Source organism: Pseudactinotalea sp. Z1739, from assembly GCF_049725055.1.
GTDB lineage: Bacteria > Actinomycetota > Actinomycetes > Actinomycetales > Beutenbergiaceae > CALKWS01.
Map to the genome: position 1 here is coordinate 46,401 of NZ_JBMPQA010000005.1, position 18,411 is coordinate 64,811.

Sequence of the window (18,411 nt, forward strand, 5' to 3'; positions counted from 1 at the left end):
ACCGCGCTGCGGTTGGTGCACCGTCGCCCGCCGATGGACCATGGGGTATGACCCGCTCCGCTTCGCCCCGCACCTGGAGGTTCTCCGGTCGGATCGCCGGGTGGGGGACCGCGGGTGGAACCCGGTTCGTCGTGGGCAACTGGCACACCACTCCGCTGGGGCCATTCGCGGGGGTGATGGTGCAGCATCCGCACGGGCATCGAGTGCTGCTGGCGCCATCGACGGAGGTCGCCGAGTTCGTCTCGGCCACGTACCAGTTCGATGCCGTCGAGCCCGCGAACGTGACCGTGCACCGGTATGCACCCAGGCCCCCGGCAGGTGCGCGTGCGCGTGACGCCGTTGCGCGGGGAGTGGCAGATCCCGGCTCCTCCCAGCCGCCCGTACCGGCCGAGGCGCTGCCGCGGACTGTGCCCACCATGGCGGGGGAGCGGTGGCAGATCGGAGCCGGCCCGCTGTCTGCAACCGTGCAGATCGGCGAGCGGGCAGCGGTGGGTTGGCTGTTGCGCGCGCTGCCCGCTGCGGTGGCCGGTGCGCCCTGGTTCACCCTCCTGACCGATCCGGTCGCGCGGGTGGCCCTGCCAGGGGTGCGTACCCGCGGTTCGGCCGGGGGTGGGCGCAGGGAGTATTACGGCGCGAGCGACCTCCATCGTCTCGCCGGTGCTCGTAGCTCGTGGGATGGAACGGACCTGGGCGCGATGGTTCCGATCGACCCGCCGGTGCGGTTCGGGTTCGCCTCCACCCCGGCGACGCCCAGCCTCACCGACCTGGTCACCACGGTGCGCGGCGGGGCTCCCTGAGCGCGTACCCCACACGGCCAGTGCGCGAGGCGGACGGGCCCTCGTGAACTAATCTGGCGCGGTTACCTCCCGCGGGTCGGCGTGGGTGAGCCAACCGAGATGGTCAGGTGGGTCGCCACGTGCGGGACGGTGGTGCCCACCTGGGCCCACGCGTCGACGGCGGTGGCCACCACCTCCGCGAGGTCACCGGTGAGTTTGGTGGCGTAGTGGGCCGCTGGGGCGGCAACGCCGCGCTCCTGCGCGCGGGTGATGGCCGCCTCGATGATGGACATGTGTTCGCCGGCATCGTCCCCACCATCGAGTAGCGGGTATAGCGACCACTGCGCCACCGCCTCGATTCCGGTGGGTTCCAGGCGCACCGGGGCCACCTCGGGCAGGATCGTGGAGGTCAGGTCGCAGGTACGTTCGCCGGGGCAACCGCGGGAGAACAGCACATGGGCGGCGACGTGCCCGCCACCGGAGTGCCGGGAGGCGGCGGCGATGGCAGCCACGAGGTAACCGGCCAGGTCCTGTTCGGCCGGCACCGCCCGGGCACCGACGTATGTGCTGACCTCGTCGGTCTCGATCACCAGCCCCTCGGCGACGCCGCTCGCCTCCACCTCGGTGAGGGAGTCCAGGATCACGCGCACGAAGTCGTCGGTGTGCGGGTGGATGCTGAATCGCATCCCGACGCCCAGTTCGCGTGGGGTGGCCGCGCTGGTGCCGGTCATGGCGACCCTCTCCGTGCTGCCGTGGCCGGTGGTGCTCATCGGTGTCCTCCCGCCCCGGGGTACCTCATGAGCCGCCGATGCTCATCGGCGGGTGCCCAACTCCCTACGCCGGTACGAACCGGATCAGGTGGACGGGTCTGCGGACTCTCCGCACTCTCAGCGCTCCGCGCGCTCCCCGGGGGTTGGCTCGACGCTAACCGTGGCGGACCGGCGCTGTCCACTCGGGTGCCGATCGGCCTCGGGCGCCTACCGGCGAAATCAGCATTAGTCGGCTCTACCTGCAGGTTCAGCCGATCAATGCTGACTTCGGCGGGGGTCTGGTGGGGTGGGTTAGGGGGTGGGCTGGGGTTAGGGGGTGGGGGTGGGAGTGGGGTGGGTGGTGAGGGCTTGGCGGACTTGGTTGGCGATGGTGCCCGGGGGGCGCAGGTCGCGGCTGGTGAATCGCAGGATGGTGGCATCCGCCTCGGCCAGCAACCGGTTCTGGCGCTGCCGGTCCCGGAAGAGCGCCTCGGGTTCGCTGTGGACCTGGCGTCCGTCCATCTCGACGATGACCCAACCGCCGTCACGGCGCCGCCACCCCATGTCACCGCGCCCGATGAACGTACCGGTGGCATCGCGCAACACCACTTGGAGTTGATCCGGTGGCAGGTCGTGGTCATGGCAGTCGAGCCGTGCCCACGTCTCCAATGGCGACTCGGCGCGACCATCCACCAGCGGCCACCACGAGCCGACCCGAGCGGCACCGCGCCGCCCCTGCAGTCGCCGGCGGACGTCGGTGAGGTCGCTGGTGTTGATGAGCCCTTGGTTGAGGGCCGAATCGATTACGGCCACCCCGTTGTCGCGTCGCAGGAGCGGCAGAGCGTGGACGAGCGCGGTGGGGACGTCGCTCACCTGCCAGCCGGCGTACCGCACCCGGACCGGTACGTCGCGATATCGGCGCACGACGACGCCGACCGGTCCCCGCAGCCAGCGCCCACCCGTGATTGCTACCTCCGGCGTCAACTGCTGGGGCAGCCCTGCGACGCCGTGCAGGGCCAGGGCGCAGCAACCCACGGCGATGGCGTTCTCACCCATCGCCAGCAGGCCGGTCCAGGCCGCCTTGCGCCGGGCCGCGTCGAAGTCCCTCGGACGTTCCGGCTCGGTGTCGTAGACGCCGCGCACGACCCGCTGCCAGATGCCGCGAGCCACCAGGGTGGCGCACCGGTCACCACTGATGCCCAGAGCCCGGCATTGCGCGGTCGAAATGAGGCCGCACTGCCAGCGGGTGTACCGCAGCAGGCCCTCCGGGATCGGCACCGTGCGCATGACGCCAGTAAGCACCAATCCCCTGCGCCCATAGCGGCTGCCCACCAGCACCTGTGGACACAGTTTCCCCCTGTGCATACCCGCCCACCCCCTGCCTCAACCATGCCCATTGGGGTCAACCCCACCGGCCGAAGCCAGCATTAGTCGACTTTGCGGCACGTTCAGCCGACTAATGCTGGCTTCGCCGGCGGCCGGCGGCCGGGGGCCGGGGCCGGGAGTCGGCGGCCGGCGGCCGGGGGCCGGGGCCGGGAGTCGGCGGCCGGGGGCCGGGAGCCGGGGGGCCGGGTGGGGGTGGCTGGTGGGTTGTTAGCCGTGGGAGTGGCGGCCGATGAGGAACCAGGCCACGGGGCCCAGGAAGGGGAGGGCGAACACGGCCAGCACCCACAGCGCCTTGATTCCGGAGGTGTAGTTGCGCGACTGCGCGATGGACATGAGCGCGGCGACGATGAGCGCCAGCCACGCCAGCGCGAAGACGACGACCAGGAGGCCTCCTGCGGCGGCTTCAAACATGTCCCGACCCTAGCAACGGGCCCGGATGGGTACTTGACCTGGGAAGTCAGGTTCCGCAGTAGGTTACGAACGGGGCGGCCTCGAAGCGGTCAGGTTCCGCAGTAGGTCACGAACGGGGCGGCCTCGGCCGGGGCGGGCTCGGTGTAGCGCTCCAGTCCCGGGCGCTCGGTGAAGGGCTGGGTGATCACGTCCAGCAATTCCTCGAAGGGGCCCAGGTCCGCGGTGCCGGCAGCGGCGAGGGCCTCCTCGACCAGGTGGTTGCGCGGGATGTAGATGGGGTTCACCTGGGCCATCACGCTCGCGTCCGGGCGATAGGAGAGCCAGCGTTGCAGCCACGGCTCGAAGGCAGGCCGCTCGGTCGATGACGCCGGGTCGCCTCTGTTACCGTCGAGCGATGCCGGGGCCGGAACCCCAACGCCACCGGCACTGCCGGACAGCGTGGGCACCGGAACCTGGTCACTATCGGCGTCGCCGAACAGTGCCGGCACCGAAACGTCATCGTCACCCGCACCGCCGAACAACACCCGCACCGGGCCCGCGTCCCCGCCGGCCGCTGTGGTCAGGTGGCGGAAGAAGGAGGTGTAGTCCACACCCCAAGCACCCAGGAGCGAGGTGAGGTCGCGGATCAGGGCGGTTGCGTCGTCGTCGGGCGTGAAGGACTCCAGTCCGAGTTTGGCGCGCATGCCGCGCGTCCAGACGGCGGAGTAGACCTCCGGGAAGGTGTCCAGCGCCGCGGTGGCCGACTCGACGGCCTGCTCCTGGTCCGCACTGATCAGCGGCAGCAGCGTTTCGGCGAACCGGGCCAGGTTCCACTGCGCGATCTGCGGTTGGCGGCCGTAGGCGTAGCGGCCCAGGGCGTCGATGGAGCTGAACACGGTGCCCGGGTCGAAGGCGTCCATGAACGCGCACGGACCGTAGTCGATGCTCTGCCCGGAGATGGTGGTGTTGTCGGTGTTCATCACCCCGTGCACGAACCCGATCAGCATCCATTTCGCGACCAACTCGGCCTGCGCGGCCAGTACCGCCTCGAACAGGGCCAGGTAGGGGTTCTCGGCCTCCCGCGCCTGCGGGTGGTGCCGGGTGATGGCGTGATCGGCCAGGCGGCGCAGCAGATCCTCATCACCGGTGGAGCGGGCGTAGGCGAACGTGCCCACCCGCAGATGACTGTCCGCCACCCGGGCCAGGACCGCACCGGGCAGGGGGCGCTCACGCATCACCGCCTGACCGGTGGCCACCACCGACAGCGACCGGGTGGTCGGCACCCCCAGGGCGTGCAGCGCTTCGCTGATGAGGAACTCCCGCAGCATCGGACCAACCGCGGCCAGCCCGTCCCCGCCGCGGGCGAACGGGGTGGGGCCCGAACCCTTCAGGTGCAGGTCACGCAGGTTGCCGGCGGCATCGGTGAGTTCACCCAGGAGCAGGGCCCGGCCATCACCCAGCCGCGGCACGTAGGTGCCGAACTGGTGGCCGGCGTAGGCCTGGGCCACCGGGGTGGCGCCCTCGGGCACCTCGTTGCCGAGCAGGAACCGCAGGCCGGACGGGCTGCGCAAGTACTCCGGGTCCAGGCCCAGTTCATCGGCGAGGGTGTCGTTCAGCGCGACCAGTCGGGGCTCGGGGGCCTTCTCGGCCTGCCACGGCACAGCCAGTTCCGGCAACTCACGGGCGAAGGTGCCGTGTAGCAGGTTGCTCGGTGGGGCGGTGGTGGTCATATTTCGACGATACGCCGCCCGCGGCGCCGATGCTCGGGCAGACCCTCGAGGCCCCGGTGCGGGACAAGCCCCGGACCGTGCCAACACGGGGAATAGTGTGGCCGGGCATGAGCATGCACATCGGAATCGACCTGGCCTGGTCCTTCCGCGCCCGCACCGGGCTGGCCGCGGTGGACCAGGGCGGAGCGCTGGTGGCCTCCACCGGCGTGGTCACCGATGGCCAGATCGATGACTGGCTGACCGGGCTCGGGGCCGGTGTGGTGAGCGTGGCGATCGACGCGCCGCTGATCGTCACCAACCCCACCGGGATGCGCGAGTGCGAACGCCGCATCGGACAGTCCTACGGGGCGTATGAGGCCAGTTGCCACACCAGCAACCTCGGCAATCCGCACTTCAACCCGCCGCGGGCCGCGGTGCTGGCGGGCCGCCACGGCTGGCACACCGATCCCGCGAACCGGGGCGAGGTCGCGGCGCCGGTGGCGATCGAGGTCTACCCGCACGCGGCGATGGTGGGGCTGTTCGAGCTGGGGCGCACGCTGAAGTACAAGAAGGGCCCGGTGCCATCGCGGCGCACCGGCATGCTGGCGGTGCTGGACCGGATGGAGACCCTGGCCGAGTTGGCCCTGGTCGGCAACCCGCGGTGGCAGCAGATCCGCCTCGCGGCCGACCGGGCGAAGCGACAGATCGACCTGAACCGCATCGAGGACGAGGTCGATGCGATCCTGTGCGCCCACCTGGCCTGGCTGTGGTACCACCGCCCCGGCGCCCTGCAGGTCTACGGCGACGCCGCGGCCGGCTGCATCATCGCCCCGCCACGGCCTACCCATCCACACACCCCGCGAGTGCCACGGTCGGGGCGGGGGTAGTCATCCAGGATGCGCGATGGCATGCTCGAGGTGTACGTCGCAGCCAGCGTGAACGCGTCACTCCGGGTTCACCGACCGATGCGGAGTTCTGAACTATCGAGTCCGGTCTTGCCACCTATGACCTGGTGACCACGGTGATCGTGATCCTTCTGATCACCGCCACCATTGCCGCCGTCGCATTGATCGCGCGCAAGGTCTTGCGGCAACGGCACCGCGAAGGCGCCGATCCGCGGCCCGCCCGGGACGCTGACCCGCGTAACCGGCGCAGTGCCGGCGAGGCCGCCGGCGGGCCGGGGCGAACCTCTCAGCCTGTGCTGCGCTCGGCCGACTCGGCGCGAGCGGCCTCGACCCGCACCTGATCATCGGGTGAGCGGCGCAGCGGCGGGATGATCTCATCGTCGGGGGTGAGGATCACCAGGTCGTTGTCCATGTGATCGGCCATCGCGTGCACGGCGTCGATGAAGTCGCCGCGGCGCACGGCATCCACGATGCGTTCGTGCTCCTTGTGCATGGACAGCACATCGCTGGCGTGGGTGAGCCGCTCGGCGTTGGCGGGCTCGGCGAGCTTCTCGGTGATCCCGGCATACAGGGAGGCGAGCAGTCGATTCTTGGCGGCGTCGAACAGCAGGTAGTGGAACCGGGCCGCCAGGTCCGCATCGGGCTGCGGGGTCATCACCGGGCACTGCCCGGGCCGCAGGGTCGCGGCTGCCGCGGCCTCCAGGGCCTCGACGTCCTCGTCGCTGCGATGCAACGCGGCTTGCTGGGCGGCCTCGACCTCCAGGGCACGGCGGTAGGAGAGCAGTTCCTCCAAGGTGTAGGCGGTGAGGAACTCCGAGAGCACGCTGGAGGTGGGCGTCGCCGAGCGCACGAACGTGCCACGCCCGGGCAGGGTCTCCAGCATCCCGATACTGGCCAGGGAGCGCACCGCCTCACGCACGGTGGAGCGCCCCACGCCCAGGATCTCGGTGAGTTCGGGTTCGATCGGGATGCGCTCGCCCACCGCCCAGGCACCGGTGGTGATCTGGCGGCGCAGATAGGCGAGCGTGGTGCGGGCCCGCTCGGTACCGCTTGTGGTGGCCATCACACGAGTATAGGAAGGCTGCCGGTGCAGGCGTGGTGCGCTGCACCGAGCACCGGTAGTGTCCTCCGCCGTATTCCGGCTGCCTGCAGGGCGGTGGTCTGGAGCGGTCAGGGCCGAGGCCAGTTCCGCTGACTCATGACGTCTGACACTGCCGCGCACGCCGGGGTGCTTACTAGCGTGTCGGCTGCGCGGCTCGAGCCCGTGGGACAGGAACAACCCTCCACAGGCACTGCGCCGGCCGGGCACCGCCCGTGCGCACGCGTGTCATCTCCCTGCCCACCCCTTGATAAGGAGAGCCCGATCGACCCGCACGCCCACACCTCCACCGGTCCGCCGTCGTCGTCCCGGTCGCCCTCCCCGGGCGAGCCCGCGCCCTGCCCGGCCGATCGCCCACCCTCGCCGGCTGACACCACCCGCTGGGTGCTGCCGGTGCTCGGCACAGTGGCGGTCATGGTGGCGGTGGTGGCCGTCGTCGCCGGTCCGGTGCGCACCATCACCGAGGTCGGTGCCGGGGCGGCCTCGTTCGCGTTGCAGTGCCTGGTACTGGCGCCGGTGGTGCTGCTGGTTGCCCGGCGCCGCCCCGGTTCCGGCCGGCCGGTCGTGGTGGCCGCGGCGTTCCTGCTCCTCAGCTTCACCGTGCACACCCTGCCCAGAATCGGCTTCTTCGCCGACCTGGACTGGAACTGGCAGGGCAAGACGTTCGAGTTGATCTGGCTGACCATCCTGCTGGTCATGCTCGGCCGATGGGCGCGCGCGGACGTCGGCGTGCGCGCACCCGTGCAGGGCTCGTTGCGCCCGGCCCTGGTGGTGATCGCCGTGGTCTTCACGATCCAGGCGCTCCTGGTCACCCTGACGGTGATCTCCGGGGACGGCACGTTCGACGGCTTCCACTCCACCGAGCGGCTGCTGTTCGACCTGGCTCACGCCAACCTCGTGGAGGAGTTGCTCTGGCGTGGCGTGCTCATCGCCCTGCTGGACCGCGCACTGGGTACGCCGTGGCGATTCTTCGGCGCCAAGGTGGGGTGGGGCCTGGTGCTGACCACGCTGAGTTTCGGCCTCGGCCACGGGTTGCTGCTCACCACCGAGGGGCTGGTGTTCGCACCGGATCAGATCATCCTGACCGGCCTGCTGGGCCTGATCATGGGGTGGGTGCGGGCACGGACCGGGTCGGTGTGGCTGGCCTACCTGGCCCACTGCGCGCCGGAGATCGCGATCCACGCCGGGGTGGGCGCCGGCTCGCTGCTGACCTGAGGTGGCTTCTGGTCCGCCGGCTGACCCGCCAACGACCGATGCAGCGCCACGGTGGTCCGTCGGCGACTGCCGCGCCGCCATAGTCGCCCAGTGGCAACTGATTCACCCACAGCAGCCCGGCGATTACTGACGCAGCGCCAACCGGTCCAGCGGCTACTGGTCCAGCCAGGTCGCGATCTGATCGCGGCCTTCCACCGTGCTGGTGAACCCGAGGGCCTGGACGTACTTGCCCTCCACGAGGAAGGGCTCATGCTCGGCCACCGCCGGCAGCGCGGCCACCGCCGGGTTGTTCAGCAAGTCGGCGAAGATCGTCTCACCGGAGCCGTTCATGTCCACCAGCAGGATCCGGTCCGGATCGGCCGCCAGCACCTGCTCGGCCGAGATCGGGCCGCTGCGGACCATGCCCAGGTCGGCGCTGGCGTCCCGGCCACCGGCCAGGCGCACCACCTCCAACGGGAAGGCACCCCCGGCGGTCACGAACGGGCGACCGGCCTGGTTGCTCAGCACCAACACACTCGGTCCGTCCTCGTCGGAGGCATCCACCAGCCCGTCCGACAGGGTGGTCGCCAGGTCCGCCGCCTCCTGCTCCATCCCCAGCGCGGTGCCCACCAGGTCGATGTTGGTGAGCATCTCGCTCACCGAGGAGAAGGTGTTCGGCAGCACCAGCACCGGGATGCCCGCTTCGGTGAGCACCCGGCCCACCCCTTCTTCCATGCCGTGCCGGTCGTTGAAGACCACCAGATCCGGGTCCGAGGCGATCACGGCCTCGGCGTCCACGGCGGACTCGGAGGCGATGTGGTGCTCCACGTCCGCCATCACGTCCGGTTGGTTGGACAGTACCGGGTTGGCCGCTTCGGCCGGTGCCATCACCAGTTTCTCACCCGCACCGAGCTCGGCCACCAGGGCGGCGGTCTCATAGGTCAGCGCGGTCACCCGTTGCGGTTCGGCGGGGATCGTCACCTCGGTGGCGGGCCGGTCGTCGCCGGCCGGCACGTCCACGGTGCGGGGGAAGCCCTGCTCCTGGGTGCCCTCGTCCTGCGCGGAGGCGTCGTCGTCGGCGGTTCCGGTTTCCCCGGACTGTTCGCCGCCGGACTGCCCGGTGGCGTTCTCGGCTGCCCCGTCGGGCTCGTCCGCGGGCACTCCCGAGGAGCAGGCGCCCAACATCAGCAGCAGCGCGGCCAGTGGGAGGAACAGCAGGCGCAGGAGCCCTCGGCCGGATCGGGTGGGCGGCGGGGCGGCACCAGCGCATCGGGTGGGCGGCAGGGCGGCACCAGGCGACGTCGGACGCATCGGCACCCCTTTCAGGGTCGGGCCACCTCGGGGTGGCGGCGGGTGAAGGTACTGGCAGTGGGACAGGTGGGGCGCACCAGGCTGAGCGTCGGGGCGCCGCTGGGGGAGTCGAACACCTCGGCGGTCACCCCGTACACATCCCGGATCAGCCCGGGGGTGACGACCTCAGCGGGGGCGCCGAAGGTGGCCCGGCCCTCGGCGATGATCGCGACCCGGTCTGCCCAGCGCAGCGCTTGGGTGAGGTCGTGCATGGTGACGATCACGATGTGCCCGGCGCCGGCGCGCTCATGCAGGGCGTGCATCACGGTGAGTTGGTGGCCCAGGTCCAGGGCCGCCGTCGGCTCATCGAGCAGCATCACCGGCGCGTCCTGGGCCAGGATCCGAGCCACCTGCACAAGCTGGCGCTCCCCACCGGACAGGCGGGCGTAGCGACGCGGGGCCAGCTCGGCCACGCCGACACGGTCCAGCGCGGCCATGATGCGCTCCTCGGTGCCGCCGGACCGCCCGGTGGCCCGGGCCCCGACACCGACCACGTCGCGCACCCACAGTTCGTTCGGGGCGTAGGAGTCCTGCGTCATGTAGCTGAGCACCTCGGCCAGGCGGCGCGGGCGCAGTGAGTGCAGGTCCGCCTCGCCGTAGCGCACCCCTCCGGAGGTGCTCACCCCGTGCCCGACGACGGCGGAGAGCAGGCTGGACTTGCCCGCTCCGTTGGGCCCGACGAGCCCGAGCAGGGTGCCCGGGGTCACCGTGGCATCGATGGGGTCGAACAGGGGGCGGTCGCGGTGGGCGACCAGGCCGGACAGGACCAGATCGTGGGTGGCGGCCGGGGGGCGCGTGGCGCGGGCCCCGGAGGCGCCGGCGTCGGTGGCGCCGGCGTCGGTGGTGCGGGCCTCGGTGGCTCGGGGGCTGCTGGCGCGGGCGCTCGCGGTGTGCCCGGCGCTCACGTGTGCCGCCTGGACAGCAACAGAGCCAGGAACACCGGCGCGCCGATGAGGGCGGCCACCGCTCCGGTCTGGACCACGATGGTCACCGAGGCTGCCCGGGCGGCGGTGTCGGCCAGCACCAGGAACAGCGCCCCACCCACGATCGAGATCGGCAGCAGCAGGGCGTGCTTGGCCCCGATCACCAGCCGCACCGCGTGCGGGACCACCAGCCCGACGAAACTGATCACGCCGGATACCGCCACGGCCGCACCGGTCACCAGGGAGGCGATCAGCAGCAGCACCAGTCGGGTGCGGTGCACGTTGTACCCGGAGGTGGAGGTGACGTCGTCGCCGAGTAGCAACGCGTCCAGGGCCCGGGTGCGGGTGAGCAGCAGGCCCAGGCCGAGCGCGATCGGGATCACCGCGATGGCGGCGTGGTTCCAGGTGCGTAGTTCCAGGTCGCCGGCCAGCCAGAACACGGCGCCGCGGGCCAGGGCGTCGTCGTGGGCGTTGGCCACCAGGATCGAGATCAGCGCCCCGGCGAAGGCGTTGATGGAGACCCCCACCAGGATCAGGGTGTAGGTGGAGGCGCCGCGGTTGGTGTGCAGCACCGCCTGCAGCAGCAGGGCCACCACCAGGGCCCCGGTGAACGCCGCGATCGGCACACCCCACTGCAGCGACCCGGCCAGCCCGGCTGTGATCCCGGCCACGGCGCCCACGGCGGCGCCGGAGGAGACTCCGGTGACGCCCGGGTCGGCCAACGGGTTCCGGAACACCGCCTGCATCACCACGCCCACCCCGGCCAGGGCCGCACCCACCAGCATCGCCACCACGATCCGGGGCAGCCGGATCGCCCACACCACGGTGGCCACCTGGGAGTCATCGGGGCTGAACACCGCGCGAACAGCGGCCACCGGGTCCAGGCGCAGGGTGCCCAGGCTCACGCTGATCCCGGCGGCAAGGACCAGGGCCAGGGTGGCGCCCACGGCCAACCACAACGCCCGGCGGGCGACCCTGGGCGCAGGTGCGGCGACGTGCTCGGGGGGCTGCGTCGTCGGCCGTGGCGGGCTGGCGAGATCGGTCATCGAGGGTTCAACCTGACACATCCACTTCATCAGATCAAGTAGTTCATCTGATGTTACGGTGGGCCTCGCCACACCGGCTTCGGAGCCGGCGCGCGGCCGGTGTGTTGCGCCGGTTGGCGCGGCCGGATCGGATGCCAGGTCCACACCGGCACCCGCCCCGATTGCCGACACCGCCCCGCCACCGACCACCACCCCAACACCGACACCGCTCCGCCACCGACCACCGCCCCGCCACCGACGGACTACCCGATCACCGGCTACCGCCCCGCCACCGACGACCACCTCGACAAGGACCGCGACACCCATGACCCACGCCGCCGCTCCCTATGACGCCCTGCTGCTGTGCTCCTTCGGGGGGCCCAACGCCGAGCAGGATGTGCTGCCGTTCCTGCGCAACGTGGTGCGCGGCAAGGGGGTGCCGGAGGAGCGGTTGGCCGAGGTGGGCGAGCACTACTTCGCCTTCGGGGGCAAGAGCCCGATCAACGAGCAGAACCTGGCCCTGCGGGCGGAGCTGGCGGCCGAGTTGCGGGCCCGCGGCGTGGACCTGCCGGTGCTGTGGGGCAACCGGAACTGGCACCCCTACACCACCGACACCCTGCGCGATGCGGTGGCCTTCGGTGCCAGGCGGATCCTGGTGCTGGTGACCAGCGCGTATGCCTCCTACTCCGGGTCGCGCCAGTACCGCGAGCACCTGGCCGCGGCGGTGGCGGACCTGGGCGTCGAGGGGGAGGGGTTGGTCATCGACGTGCTGCGGCCCTTCTTCAACGACCCCGGCTTCATCGCCGCCAACGTCCACGCGATCACCGACGCCGTGGGCCAGGTGCCCGAGGCCGATGCCGGCGTGCACATCGCCTACGTCACCCACTCGATCCCCACCACCATGCAGCAGGCCTCGGAGGTCACCGGCCCGGGTTACCGCCAGCAGCATGAGGACGTGCGGGCGGTGATCGATGCGGACCTGCGCGCAGCGGGGATGGAGGTGTCGTCGTCGCTGTCGTACTGCTCGCGGTCTGGCAGCCCGCACACGCCGTGGTTGGAACCGGACATCAACGACCACCTGGCCGAGTTGGCCGGCGCGGGCACGCAGCGGGTGGTGATCGCCCCGATCGGGTTCATCTCAGACCACATGGAGGTGGCCTGGGACCTGCAGACCGAGGCGCTGGAGACCGCTGCCGAACTGGACCTGCAGGCTGCCTGCGCCACCACCGCGGGTATCCACCCGGCGTTCGTGTCCGGGCTCGTGGACCTGGTCCTGGAGCGCGCCGGGCGCGAGCGCGGGGAGGACACCGATGTGGTGGTGCGCGGCGAACTGGCCGCCTTCCCCGACGAGGCCCCACCCGGCAGTTGCCGGATGCGCCACGGCGAGGTCACCGGTATCCCGGTAGTGGCGGGCACCGCCGACTGAGTGGCACCGTCGTGGCAGCAGCCCGGCACCACCAAGGCCGAGTTGTACCGCCGCCGCGGCACCCCGACCGAGCGCCCCCGGAAGAGCCCCGGCTGAGCGCCACCGTCCCGGCAGCACTATCCGATCTCGTACTGAAGGAGCATCATGAGCACCACCCCAGAGGCGATCAACGCCGCCACCTCCTACGCGATGTACTCGGTCTTCCGCGTCACCGAAGCGGTCCCGGCCGACGACGAGGCCCGCGCCCTGGTGGTGCGCAACGCCCTGGCCGCGCTGGACCTCATCGACGGGCTGCAGGTGCGGGGCTGGTACGACGTGGCCGGGTACCGGGCCGATGCCGACCTAATGGTGTGGTGGTGGGCCGAGGACGTCGAGGTCGTCCAGGAGGCCTACCAACGGCTCCGTGCGAGCGCGCTCGGAGCCATGCTGGAGCCGGTGTGGTCCCAGATCGGCACGCACCGGCCGGCAGAGTTCAACCGCGCCCACGTGCCGGCGTTCCTCTCCGGGGAGGCGCCGCGCGGGTACCTGTGCGTGTACCCGTTCGTGCGCAGTTACGACTGGTACCTGCTGCCCGAGGCCGAGCGCAGCACCATGCTGCGTGACCACGGCATGGCCGCCCGCGATTACGGCGACGTACGGGCCAACACCATCTCCGCCTTCGCCCTGGGGGACTACGAGTGGTTGCTCGGGTTCGAGGCCGACGACCTGGGCCGGATCGTGGACCTGATGCGTGAGTTGCGGGCCACCGAGGCCCGCCGGCACGTGCGCGAGGAAGTGCCCTTCTTCACCGGCCCGCGCCGGGAACTGGCCGAGATCGTCGACCGGTTGCCGCGCGCCTGACCAGTCGGGCGGAGCCCCGCTCCAGGGGCGCCGTGCGGTCTCTGCCGGAGCGGGCTGCGCGGTCGGTGACCGCCCGTGGGCGCTGCGTGCGCCGGGATGGGCTGCGCCTTCGGCGATCGCCTGCACCCTGGGCGGGCTGCGTCGTCGGGGATGGCTTGCGCCGGGCCGGGCTGCGTCGTCGTCCATGCTCTCCGGCCGTCGGCCGGATGAGTCCCGCAGGCGTCCGGGCACCACCGGAAACCCAGTCGCTCTTCATGGTTTCCGTACTGGCACCTAAAGGGCGTGTTTACTTCGCAAAACTAAGGTCAAGGCCTTTACTTAGCGTAACTAACGATGTAGTATCTCCGCAGTGAGCATCTCTCCCGCCCCCAAGCACCCCGGCCCGAGGGTCGCCGACGTCGGGTTCCCGACACGGCTGCGCATGACGCTGCTGAAACTCACCCGCAGTCTGCGGGCCCAGCGGTCCATGTCGATCCCCGAGGGTCAGCACGCCGTGCTGGCCACGGTGGTGGCGCTGGGAGCGATGACCCCGGGAGAGCTCGCTGAACGTGAGCACGTGCGACCACCCTCGATGACGCGCACCGTGCAGTGTCTGGTCGATGCCGGCCTGGTGGAGCGCACCACGCATCCCGAGGACCGCCGCCAAGTGCTCATCACGCCCACCGACGCCGGTACCGAACTGGTCAAAGAGACCAGGCGCCGCCGCGATCAGTGGCTGTCCAAACGACTCGCAACCTTGACCCCCGCCGAGCGCGCAACGCTCACCGAGGCAGAGAAGATCCTCAGGAGGCTCTACAACCAGTGAGCTCGATATTCGCCTCACTCCGCCTGTACAACTACCGAATCTGGTTCATCGGCGCCCTGGTCGCCAACGTGGGCACCTGGATGCAGCGGGTGGCCCAGGACTGGCTGGTCCTTGCCGTGCTGCCCGAAGGCTCGGCGATCCACGTCGGAATCGTCACCGGCCTGCAGTTCCTCCCGATTGTGTTCATCAGCCCCTTCGCCGGGCTGATCGCCGACCGGGTGGACCGGCGCAAGATGCTGATGATGACCCAGGCCGCGATGGGCGTGCTCGCCCTGGCCCTGGGCGCCCTGGTGCTGCTGGGTACCGCCCAGGTGTGGCACGTGTACTTCTTCGCACTGGCCCTGGGTGTGCTCAGCGCCTTCGACGCCCCTGCCCGGCAGGTGTTCGTCTCCGACATCGTGCCCACGTCCTCCCTGGCCAACGCGGTGGCGCTGAACTCCGCCTCCTTCAACGCCGCCCGCCTGGTGGGCCCCGGCGTCGCCGGCCTGCTGATCGCGGTGGTGGGCACCGGCTGGGTGTTCATGCTCAACGCGCTCACCTTCGCCGCCACCATCGGGGCGATGCTGGCGATGAAGTCCGAGCTGCTGCAGCGCCGCGACCGCCCCGTGCGAGCCAAGGGGCAACTGCGCGAGGGCCTGCGCTACGTGCGCGGGCGCAGCGACATCATCACGATCATGATCGTGGTGTTCGTGATCGGTGGTCTGGGCCTGAAGTTCCAGATGACCTCGGCGGTGATGGCCCACGACGAGTTCGGCATGGGGGCGGGGGAGTACGGGGTGCTCGGGTCGATCCTGGCGATCGGATCCCTGGCCGGTGCGTTGATGGCCGCCCGACGCCAGCGCCCGCGGCTGCGCCTGGTGCTGGGCGCGGCCTTCGGGTTCGGGATCAGTTCCGGGGCCATGGCCCTGATGCCCACCTACGAACTCTTCGCCCTCAGCGCGATCCCGGTGGGCTACTTCTCCCTGACCATGCTCACCTCGGCCAACGCCGCCATCCAGATCACCACCGACCCCAACGTGCGCGGCCGGGTGATGAGCCTGTACCTGGTGGTCTTCTTCGCCGGGAACCCGATCGGCGGGCCGGTGGTGGGTTGGATCGCGGAGAACTGGGGCGCCCGCTGGGCGATCGGCATCGGTGCGATCGCCGCAATCCTGGTGGCGGGGATCGCCGCTCTGTGGACCGTGAAGCGGGAGGACGTGCGGGTGCGTTACCGCCTCCGGCAGCGTCCGCACCTGTTGGTGCAGAACCGTCACGAGCAACTCGACGCTGCGCGTGCCCGCGAGGAACTCAGGACCCAAGAGGGCGTGAACGCCGGCAGCGCCGCCTGACCGGCCGGCTGCCCGGCGCCGCCTGCCCGGCCGGCTGACCAGCACCGCCCCCAGCCTCCCGGCGCTCCCGCGGGAGCGCCGGGTCAGCGGACCTGGGCCACTTTGCCGAGCGCGCGGCCGGCGCCCACGTACGTCAGCGAAGGTGCGGACTGGAGCGGAGCGACTAGAGACGCTCGACGACGTAATCCAGGCAGGCGGTCAGCGCTGCGGCATCGTCGGGGGTCACCGAAGGGTAGGTGCCGATCCGCAACTGGTTGCGCCCGAGTTTGCGGTAGGGCTCGGTGTCGACGATGCCGTTGTTGCGGAGCACCCTCGCCAGCACCGCGGCATCGACGCTCTCCTCGAAGTCGATCGTGACCACCACCGGCGACCGGTGTGCCGGCTCGGCCACGAAGGGGGTGGCGAAGTCACGCTCGGCCGCCCACCGGTACAGCAACTGGGAGGACTGCGCGGTGCGCGCCGCGGCGAAGTCCAGGCCGCCCTGGTCGTTCAACCAGTCGACCTGCTCGGCCAACAGCACCAGGGTGGCGATCCCCGGGGTGTTCACGGTCTGGTCCTGCCGGGAGTTGGCCAGCGCCGCGGGAAGGGACAACGACACCGGCGCCCAGCGCTGACCAAGTTCCTCGATCCGCTCGATCGCGGCCGGGGACAACAGGGCCAGCCACAGGCCGCCGTCGGAGCCCAGGGCCTTCTGCGGGGCGAAGTAGTAGGCGTCGGTCTGGCTCACGTCCACCTCCACCCCACCCGCGGCCGAGGTGCCGTCGACGAGCATCAGGGCACCGTCGTCGTCGACCCTTCTGACCGGGGTGAGTGTGCCGGTGGAGGTCTCGTTGTGGACCCAGCAGTAGGCATCGATCCCCGCGACGGCCTCGGGGGAGCGGGTGCTGCCGGGTTCGGCGGTGAGGATCTGCGGGTCGGCCAGGAACGGTGCGCCGCTCGCGGCGGCGGCGAACTTGGCGCCGAACTCCCCGGCCCGGACGTGCTGGGAGCGGGTGCGGATCAGCCCGAAGGTGGCCGCGTCCCAGAACATCGAGGCACCCCCGTTGCCCAGGGCCACCTCGTACCCCTCGGGCAGGGCGAACAGGGCCGCGAGACCCTCCCGGACGCGGCCGACCAGGGAGCGCACCGGGGGCTGACGGTGGGAGGTGCCCAGCAGCGTGGTGCCCAGGGCGGCCAGCGCCTGGCTCTGCTCCGGCCTGATGCGCGCGGGACCGGAGCCGAACCGGCCGTCCGCGGGACGGATCGAGGCCGGGATGGCGATCGCGGGATCGTTCATGGGCACGATCATCGCAGGTCCGCCGGCCTCGCCAGGAGCGCTGCGGCGCGCGGCCGGCCGGTCCGGGGCCGGGAGAGTCGTGGCAGGGCGCGCAGGACGTGCGGCGCACCCGGTCCGGAGCCGGACGCCGGGCACTAGGCTGACAGGAGGAATGCGGCGACCACCAAGGGGCAGGCACGTGAGCGACCTGATCGACACCACGGAGATGTATCTCAAGACCGTGTTCGAACTGATCGAGGACGGCGTGGTGCCCCTGCGCGCCCGGATCGCGGAGCGTCTGGGTCACTCCGGGCCCACCGTGTCCCAGACGGTGGCGCGCATGGAACGGGACGGCCTGATGGTGGTCTCCGGTGACCGGCACCTGGAACTGACCGATGAGGGCCTGCGGCGGGCCACCCAGGTGATGCGCAAGCACCGCCTGGCCGAACGGCTGCTGACCGACGTGATCAAACTCGACTGGCCCTACGTGCACGAAGAGGCCTGCCGGTGGGAGCACGTGATGAGCGAGCGGGTGGAGCAGCAGTTGCTCGAACTGCTCGAGCGCCCGCGGGAGGATCCCTACGGCAACACCATCCCCGGCCCCGCCGAGATCGGGCAGCCCGTCGCCGGTGTCGCCGAACTGCCCGGTACGTCCCTGAGCACCGCTGTCACCGCCGATCCGGCCCACTACACGCTGGTGCGGATCGGGGAGCCGCTGCAGGTGGATGTGGAGCTGCTGACCGAGTTCGAGCGCGTCGGGTTGGTGCCCGGGGTGGGCTTCCGCGCCCAGACCGACGGCGCAGCGGTAGACCTGACCGTGAACGGGCAGAGCCTGGAACTCACCGAGGACACCGTGGGGCACCTGTTCGTCAGCGCCGCCGAGCCGGGGTGATCCGGTGCCCGTAGCGGGTGTCCGTGTGACGCCCGCGTGCGTTCGGGACGGGCGCCGGAGGGCCCGCCGGCAGGTGCTCGGTGCCGTGGATCTAGCACAGCCGCAGCCCGCGCGCTCGCCGGGCGGGTCACGAGAGCGGAGCCCAGCATGTGGCGCAGTCCACATTGTGGCGATGACACAGCGTCTCGTCGATCGCGCCGTTGCCGCGGAATTCCGCCATTTTCTGGGGACGTAGGCGCCAGGGATAGATCCTGTGAACCATTTCACAGAACCAATTGTGACCGGAATGTGACTTTTGCCGGGTGCGTCGGGTAACGTCAGCCGTGCTCGTCGTCCCCTCCATCGATGAGTACCCGCAG

The 18,411-nt window shown here is 71.0% G+C and carries 17 protein-coding genes and 1 riboswitch; of the genes, 8 read left to right on the top strand and 9 right to left on the bottom strand.

Features of this window, described 5'->3' with window-relative positions; all coding sequences use genetic code 11:
* The first annotated feature begins 47 nt into the window (after positions 1-47).
* Complete coding sequence (locus ACO0LV_RS07970) at positions 48-797, top strand: hypothetical protein (RefSeq protein WP_424787354.1); 750 nt, start codon at positions 48-50, stop codon at positions 795-797.
* A gap of 62 nt (positions 798-859) precedes the next feature.
* On the opposite strand, the gene ACO0LV_RS07975 is transcribed toward ACO0LV_RS07970, so the two are convergent.
* From ACO0LV_RS07975 to ACO0LV_RS07990, 4 genes are all read right to left on the bottom strand, one after another.
* On the bottom strand, positions 860-1,546 hold the full coding sequence (locus ACO0LV_RS07975; protein ID WP_424787355.1) for a YkoF family thiamine/hydroxymethylpyrimidine-binding protein: 687 nt from the start codon (positions 1,544-1,546) through the stop codon (positions 860-862).
* A gap of 42 nt (positions 1,547-1,588) precedes the next feature.
* A riboswitch (TPP riboswitch) is annotated at positions 1,589-1,695 on the bottom strand.
* Between the two features lie 160 nt (positions 1,696-1,855).
* Entirely contained in the window at positions 1,856-2,812 is a 957-nt protein-coding gene (locus ACO0LV_RS07980) for a hypothetical protein (RefSeq protein WP_424787356.1), read from the bottom strand.
* A gap of 306 nt (positions 2,813-3,118) precedes the next feature.
* The gene (locus tag ACO0LV_RS07985) at positions 3,119-3,322 is read right to left on the bottom strand and encodes a PLDc N-terminal domain-containing protein (protein WP_424787357.1); all 204 of its coding nucleotides are present in this window, start codon (positions 3,320-3,322) and stop codon (positions 3,119-3,121) included.
* Between the two features lie 89 nt (positions 3,323-3,411).
* Positions 3,412-5,031, bottom strand: a complete 1,620-nt coding sequence (locus tag ACO0LV_RS07990; RefSeq protein WP_424787358.1) for a protein adenylyltransferase SelO — start codon at positions 5,029-5,031, stop codon at positions 3,412-3,414.
* 107 nt (positions 5,032-5,138) lie between these two features.
* Between ACO0LV_RS07990 and ACO0LV_RS07995 the strand changes: the two genes are divergently transcribed.
* Positions 5,139-5,897: a DUF429 domain-containing protein gene (locus ACO0LV_RS07995; RefSeq protein WP_424787359.1), complete on the top strand. Its 759-nt coding sequence runs from the start codon at positions 5,139-5,141 to the stop codon at positions 5,895-5,897.
* Positions 5,898-6,201: 304 nt separating this feature from the next.
* Here ACO0LV_RS07995 and ACO0LV_RS08000 read toward each other — a convergent pair whose 3' ends face one another.
* Positions 6,202-6,978: a FadR/GntR family transcriptional regulator gene (locus ACO0LV_RS08000; RefSeq protein ID WP_424787360.1), complete on the bottom strand. Its 777-nt coding sequence runs from the start codon at positions 6,976-6,978 to the stop codon at positions 6,202-6,204.
* Positions 6,979-7,407: 429 nt separating this feature from the next.
* Here ACO0LV_RS08000 and ACO0LV_RS08005 point away from each other — a divergent pair, with 429 nt between their 5' ends.
* Positions 7,408-8,229 (top strand): lysostaphin resistance A-like protein, encoded by an 822-nt coding sequence (locus tag ACO0LV_RS08005; protein WP_424787361.1) that lies wholly within the window; start codon positions 7,408-7,410, stop codon positions 8,227-8,229.
* Between the two features lie 153 nt (positions 8,230-8,382).
* On the opposite strand, the gene ACO0LV_RS08010 is transcribed toward ACO0LV_RS08005, so the two are convergent.
* The 3 genes from ACO0LV_RS08010 to ACO0LV_RS08020 are packed head-to-tail and all read right to left on the bottom strand — an operon-like array spanning position 8,383 to position 11,527.
* Positions 8,383-9,519 (bottom strand): ABC transporter substrate-binding protein, encoded by a 1,137-nt coding sequence (locus tag ACO0LV_RS08010; protein ID WP_424787362.1) that lies wholly within the window; start codon positions 9,517-9,519, stop codon positions 8,383-8,385.
* An 11-nt stretch (positions 9,520-9,530) separates the two neighbouring features.
* Positions 9,531-10,463 carry an ABC transporter ATP-binding protein gene (locus ACO0LV_RS08015; protein ID WP_424787363.1) on the bottom strand — a complete coding sequence of 311 codons (933 nt, stop codon included), beginning with the start codon at positions 10,461-10,463 and terminating at the stop codon, positions 9,531-9,533.
* Positions 10,460-11,527, bottom strand: a complete 1,068-nt coding sequence (locus ACO0LV_RS08020; RefSeq protein WP_424787364.1) for a FecCD family ABC transporter permease — start codon at positions 11,525-11,527, stop codon at positions 10,460-10,462. Before ACO0LV_RS08020 ends, ACO0LV_RS08015 begins: the two co-directional genes overlap by 4 nt.
* Positions 11,528-11,831: 304 nt before the next feature.
* Here ACO0LV_RS08020 and ACO0LV_RS08025 point away from each other — a divergent pair, with 304 nt between their 5' ends.
* From ACO0LV_RS08025 to ACO0LV_RS08040, 4 genes are all read left to right on the top strand, one after another.
* On the top strand, positions 11,832-12,932 hold the full coding sequence (locus ACO0LV_RS08025) for a ferrochelatase (protein WP_424787365.1): 1,101 nt from the start codon (positions 11,832-11,834) through the stop codon (positions 12,930-12,932).
* A gap of 144 nt (positions 12,933-13,076) precedes the next feature.
* The gene (gene hemQ / locus ACO0LV_RS08030; RefSeq protein ID WP_424787366.1) at positions 13,077-13,772 is read left to right on the top strand and encodes a hydrogen peroxide-dependent heme synthase; all 696 of its coding nucleotides are present in this window, start codon (positions 13,077-13,079) and stop codon (positions 13,770-13,772) included.
* 349 nt (positions 13,773-14,121) lie between these two features.
* Entirely contained in the window at positions 14,122-14,577 is a 456-nt protein-coding gene (locus tag ACO0LV_RS08035; protein ID WP_424787367.1) for a MarR family winged helix-turn-helix transcriptional regulator, read from the top strand.
* Positions 14,574-15,905, top strand: coding sequence for an MFS transporter (locus ACO0LV_RS08040; RefSeq protein ID WP_424787368.1), 1,332 nt, complete (start codon positions 14,574-14,576; stop codon positions 15,903-15,905). Before ACO0LV_RS08035 ends, ACO0LV_RS08040 begins: the two co-directional genes overlap by 4 nt.
* 163 nt (positions 15,906-16,068) lie before the next feature.
* Here the strand turns inward: ACO0LV_RS08040 and serC are convergent, their stop codons facing one another.
* On the bottom strand, positions 16,069-17,181 hold the full coding sequence (serC, locus tag ACO0LV_RS08045) for a phosphoserine transaminase (protein ID WP_424787369.1): 1,113 nt from the start codon (positions 17,179-17,181) through the stop codon (positions 16,069-16,071).
* Between the two features lie 178 nt (positions 17,182-17,359).
* On the opposite strand from serC, the gene ACO0LV_RS08050 reads away from it, so the two are divergent.
* Positions 17,360-18,052 (top strand): iron dependent repressor, metal binding and dimerization domain protein, encoded by a 693-nt coding sequence (locus ACO0LV_RS08050; protein WP_424787370.1) that lies wholly within the window; start codon positions 17,360-17,362, stop codon positions 18,050-18,052.
* The last annotated feature ends 359 nt before the right edge of the window (positions 18,053-18,411 follow it).

Excerpts from the sequence above, each read along its gene's own strand:
- ACO0LV_RS07995 (WP_424787359.1), top strand. The coding sequence starts at position 5,139 with ATGAGCATGCACATCGGAATCGACCTGGCCTGGTCCTTCCGCGCCCGC.
- ACO0LV_RS07975 (WP_424787355.1), bottom strand. The coding sequence starts at position 1,546 with ATGAGCACCACCGGCCACGGCAGCACGGAGAGGGTCGCCATGACCGGC.
- hemQ (WP_424787366.1), top strand. The coding sequence starts at position 13,077 with ATGAGCACCACCCCAGAGGCGATCAACGCCGCCACCTCCTACGCGATG.
- ACO0LV_RS08020 (WP_424787364.1), bottom strand. The coding sequence starts at position 11,527 with ATGACCGATCTCGCCAGCCCGCCACGGCCGACGACGCAGCCCCCCGAG.
- ACO0LV_RS07980 (WP_424787356.1), bottom strand. The coding sequence starts at position 2,812 with ATGCGCACGGTGCCGATCCCGGAGGGCCTGCTGCGGTACACCCGCTGG.
- ACO0LV_RS07985 (WP_424787357.1), bottom strand. The coding sequence starts at position 3,322 with ATGTTTGAAGCCGCCGCAGGAGGCCTCCTGGTCGTCGTCTTCGCGCTG.
- serC (WP_424787369.1), bottom strand. The coding sequence starts at position 17,181 with ATGAACGATCCCGCGATCGCCATCCCGGCCTCGATCCGTCCCGCGGAC.
- ACO0LV_RS08010 (WP_424787362.1), bottom strand. The coding sequence starts at position 9,519 with ATGCGTCCGACGTCGCCTGGTGCCGCCCTGCCGCCCACCCGATGCGCT.
- ACO0LV_RS08000 (WP_424787360.1), bottom strand. The coding sequence starts at position 6,978 with ATGGCCACCACAAGCGGTACCGAGCGGGCCCGCACCACGCTCGCCTAT.
- ACO0LV_RS08025 (WP_424787365.1), top strand. The coding sequence starts at position 11,832 with ATGACCCACGCCGCCGCTCCCTATGACGCCCTGCTGCTGTGCTCCTTC.
- ACO0LV_RS07970 (WP_424787354.1), top strand. The coding sequence starts at position 48 with ATGACCCGCTCCGCTTCGCCCCGCACCTGGAGGTTCTCCGGTCGGATC.
- ACO0LV_RS07990 (WP_424787358.1), bottom strand. The coding sequence starts at position 5,031 with ATGACCACCACCGCCCCACCGAGCAACCTGCTACACGGCACCTTCGCC.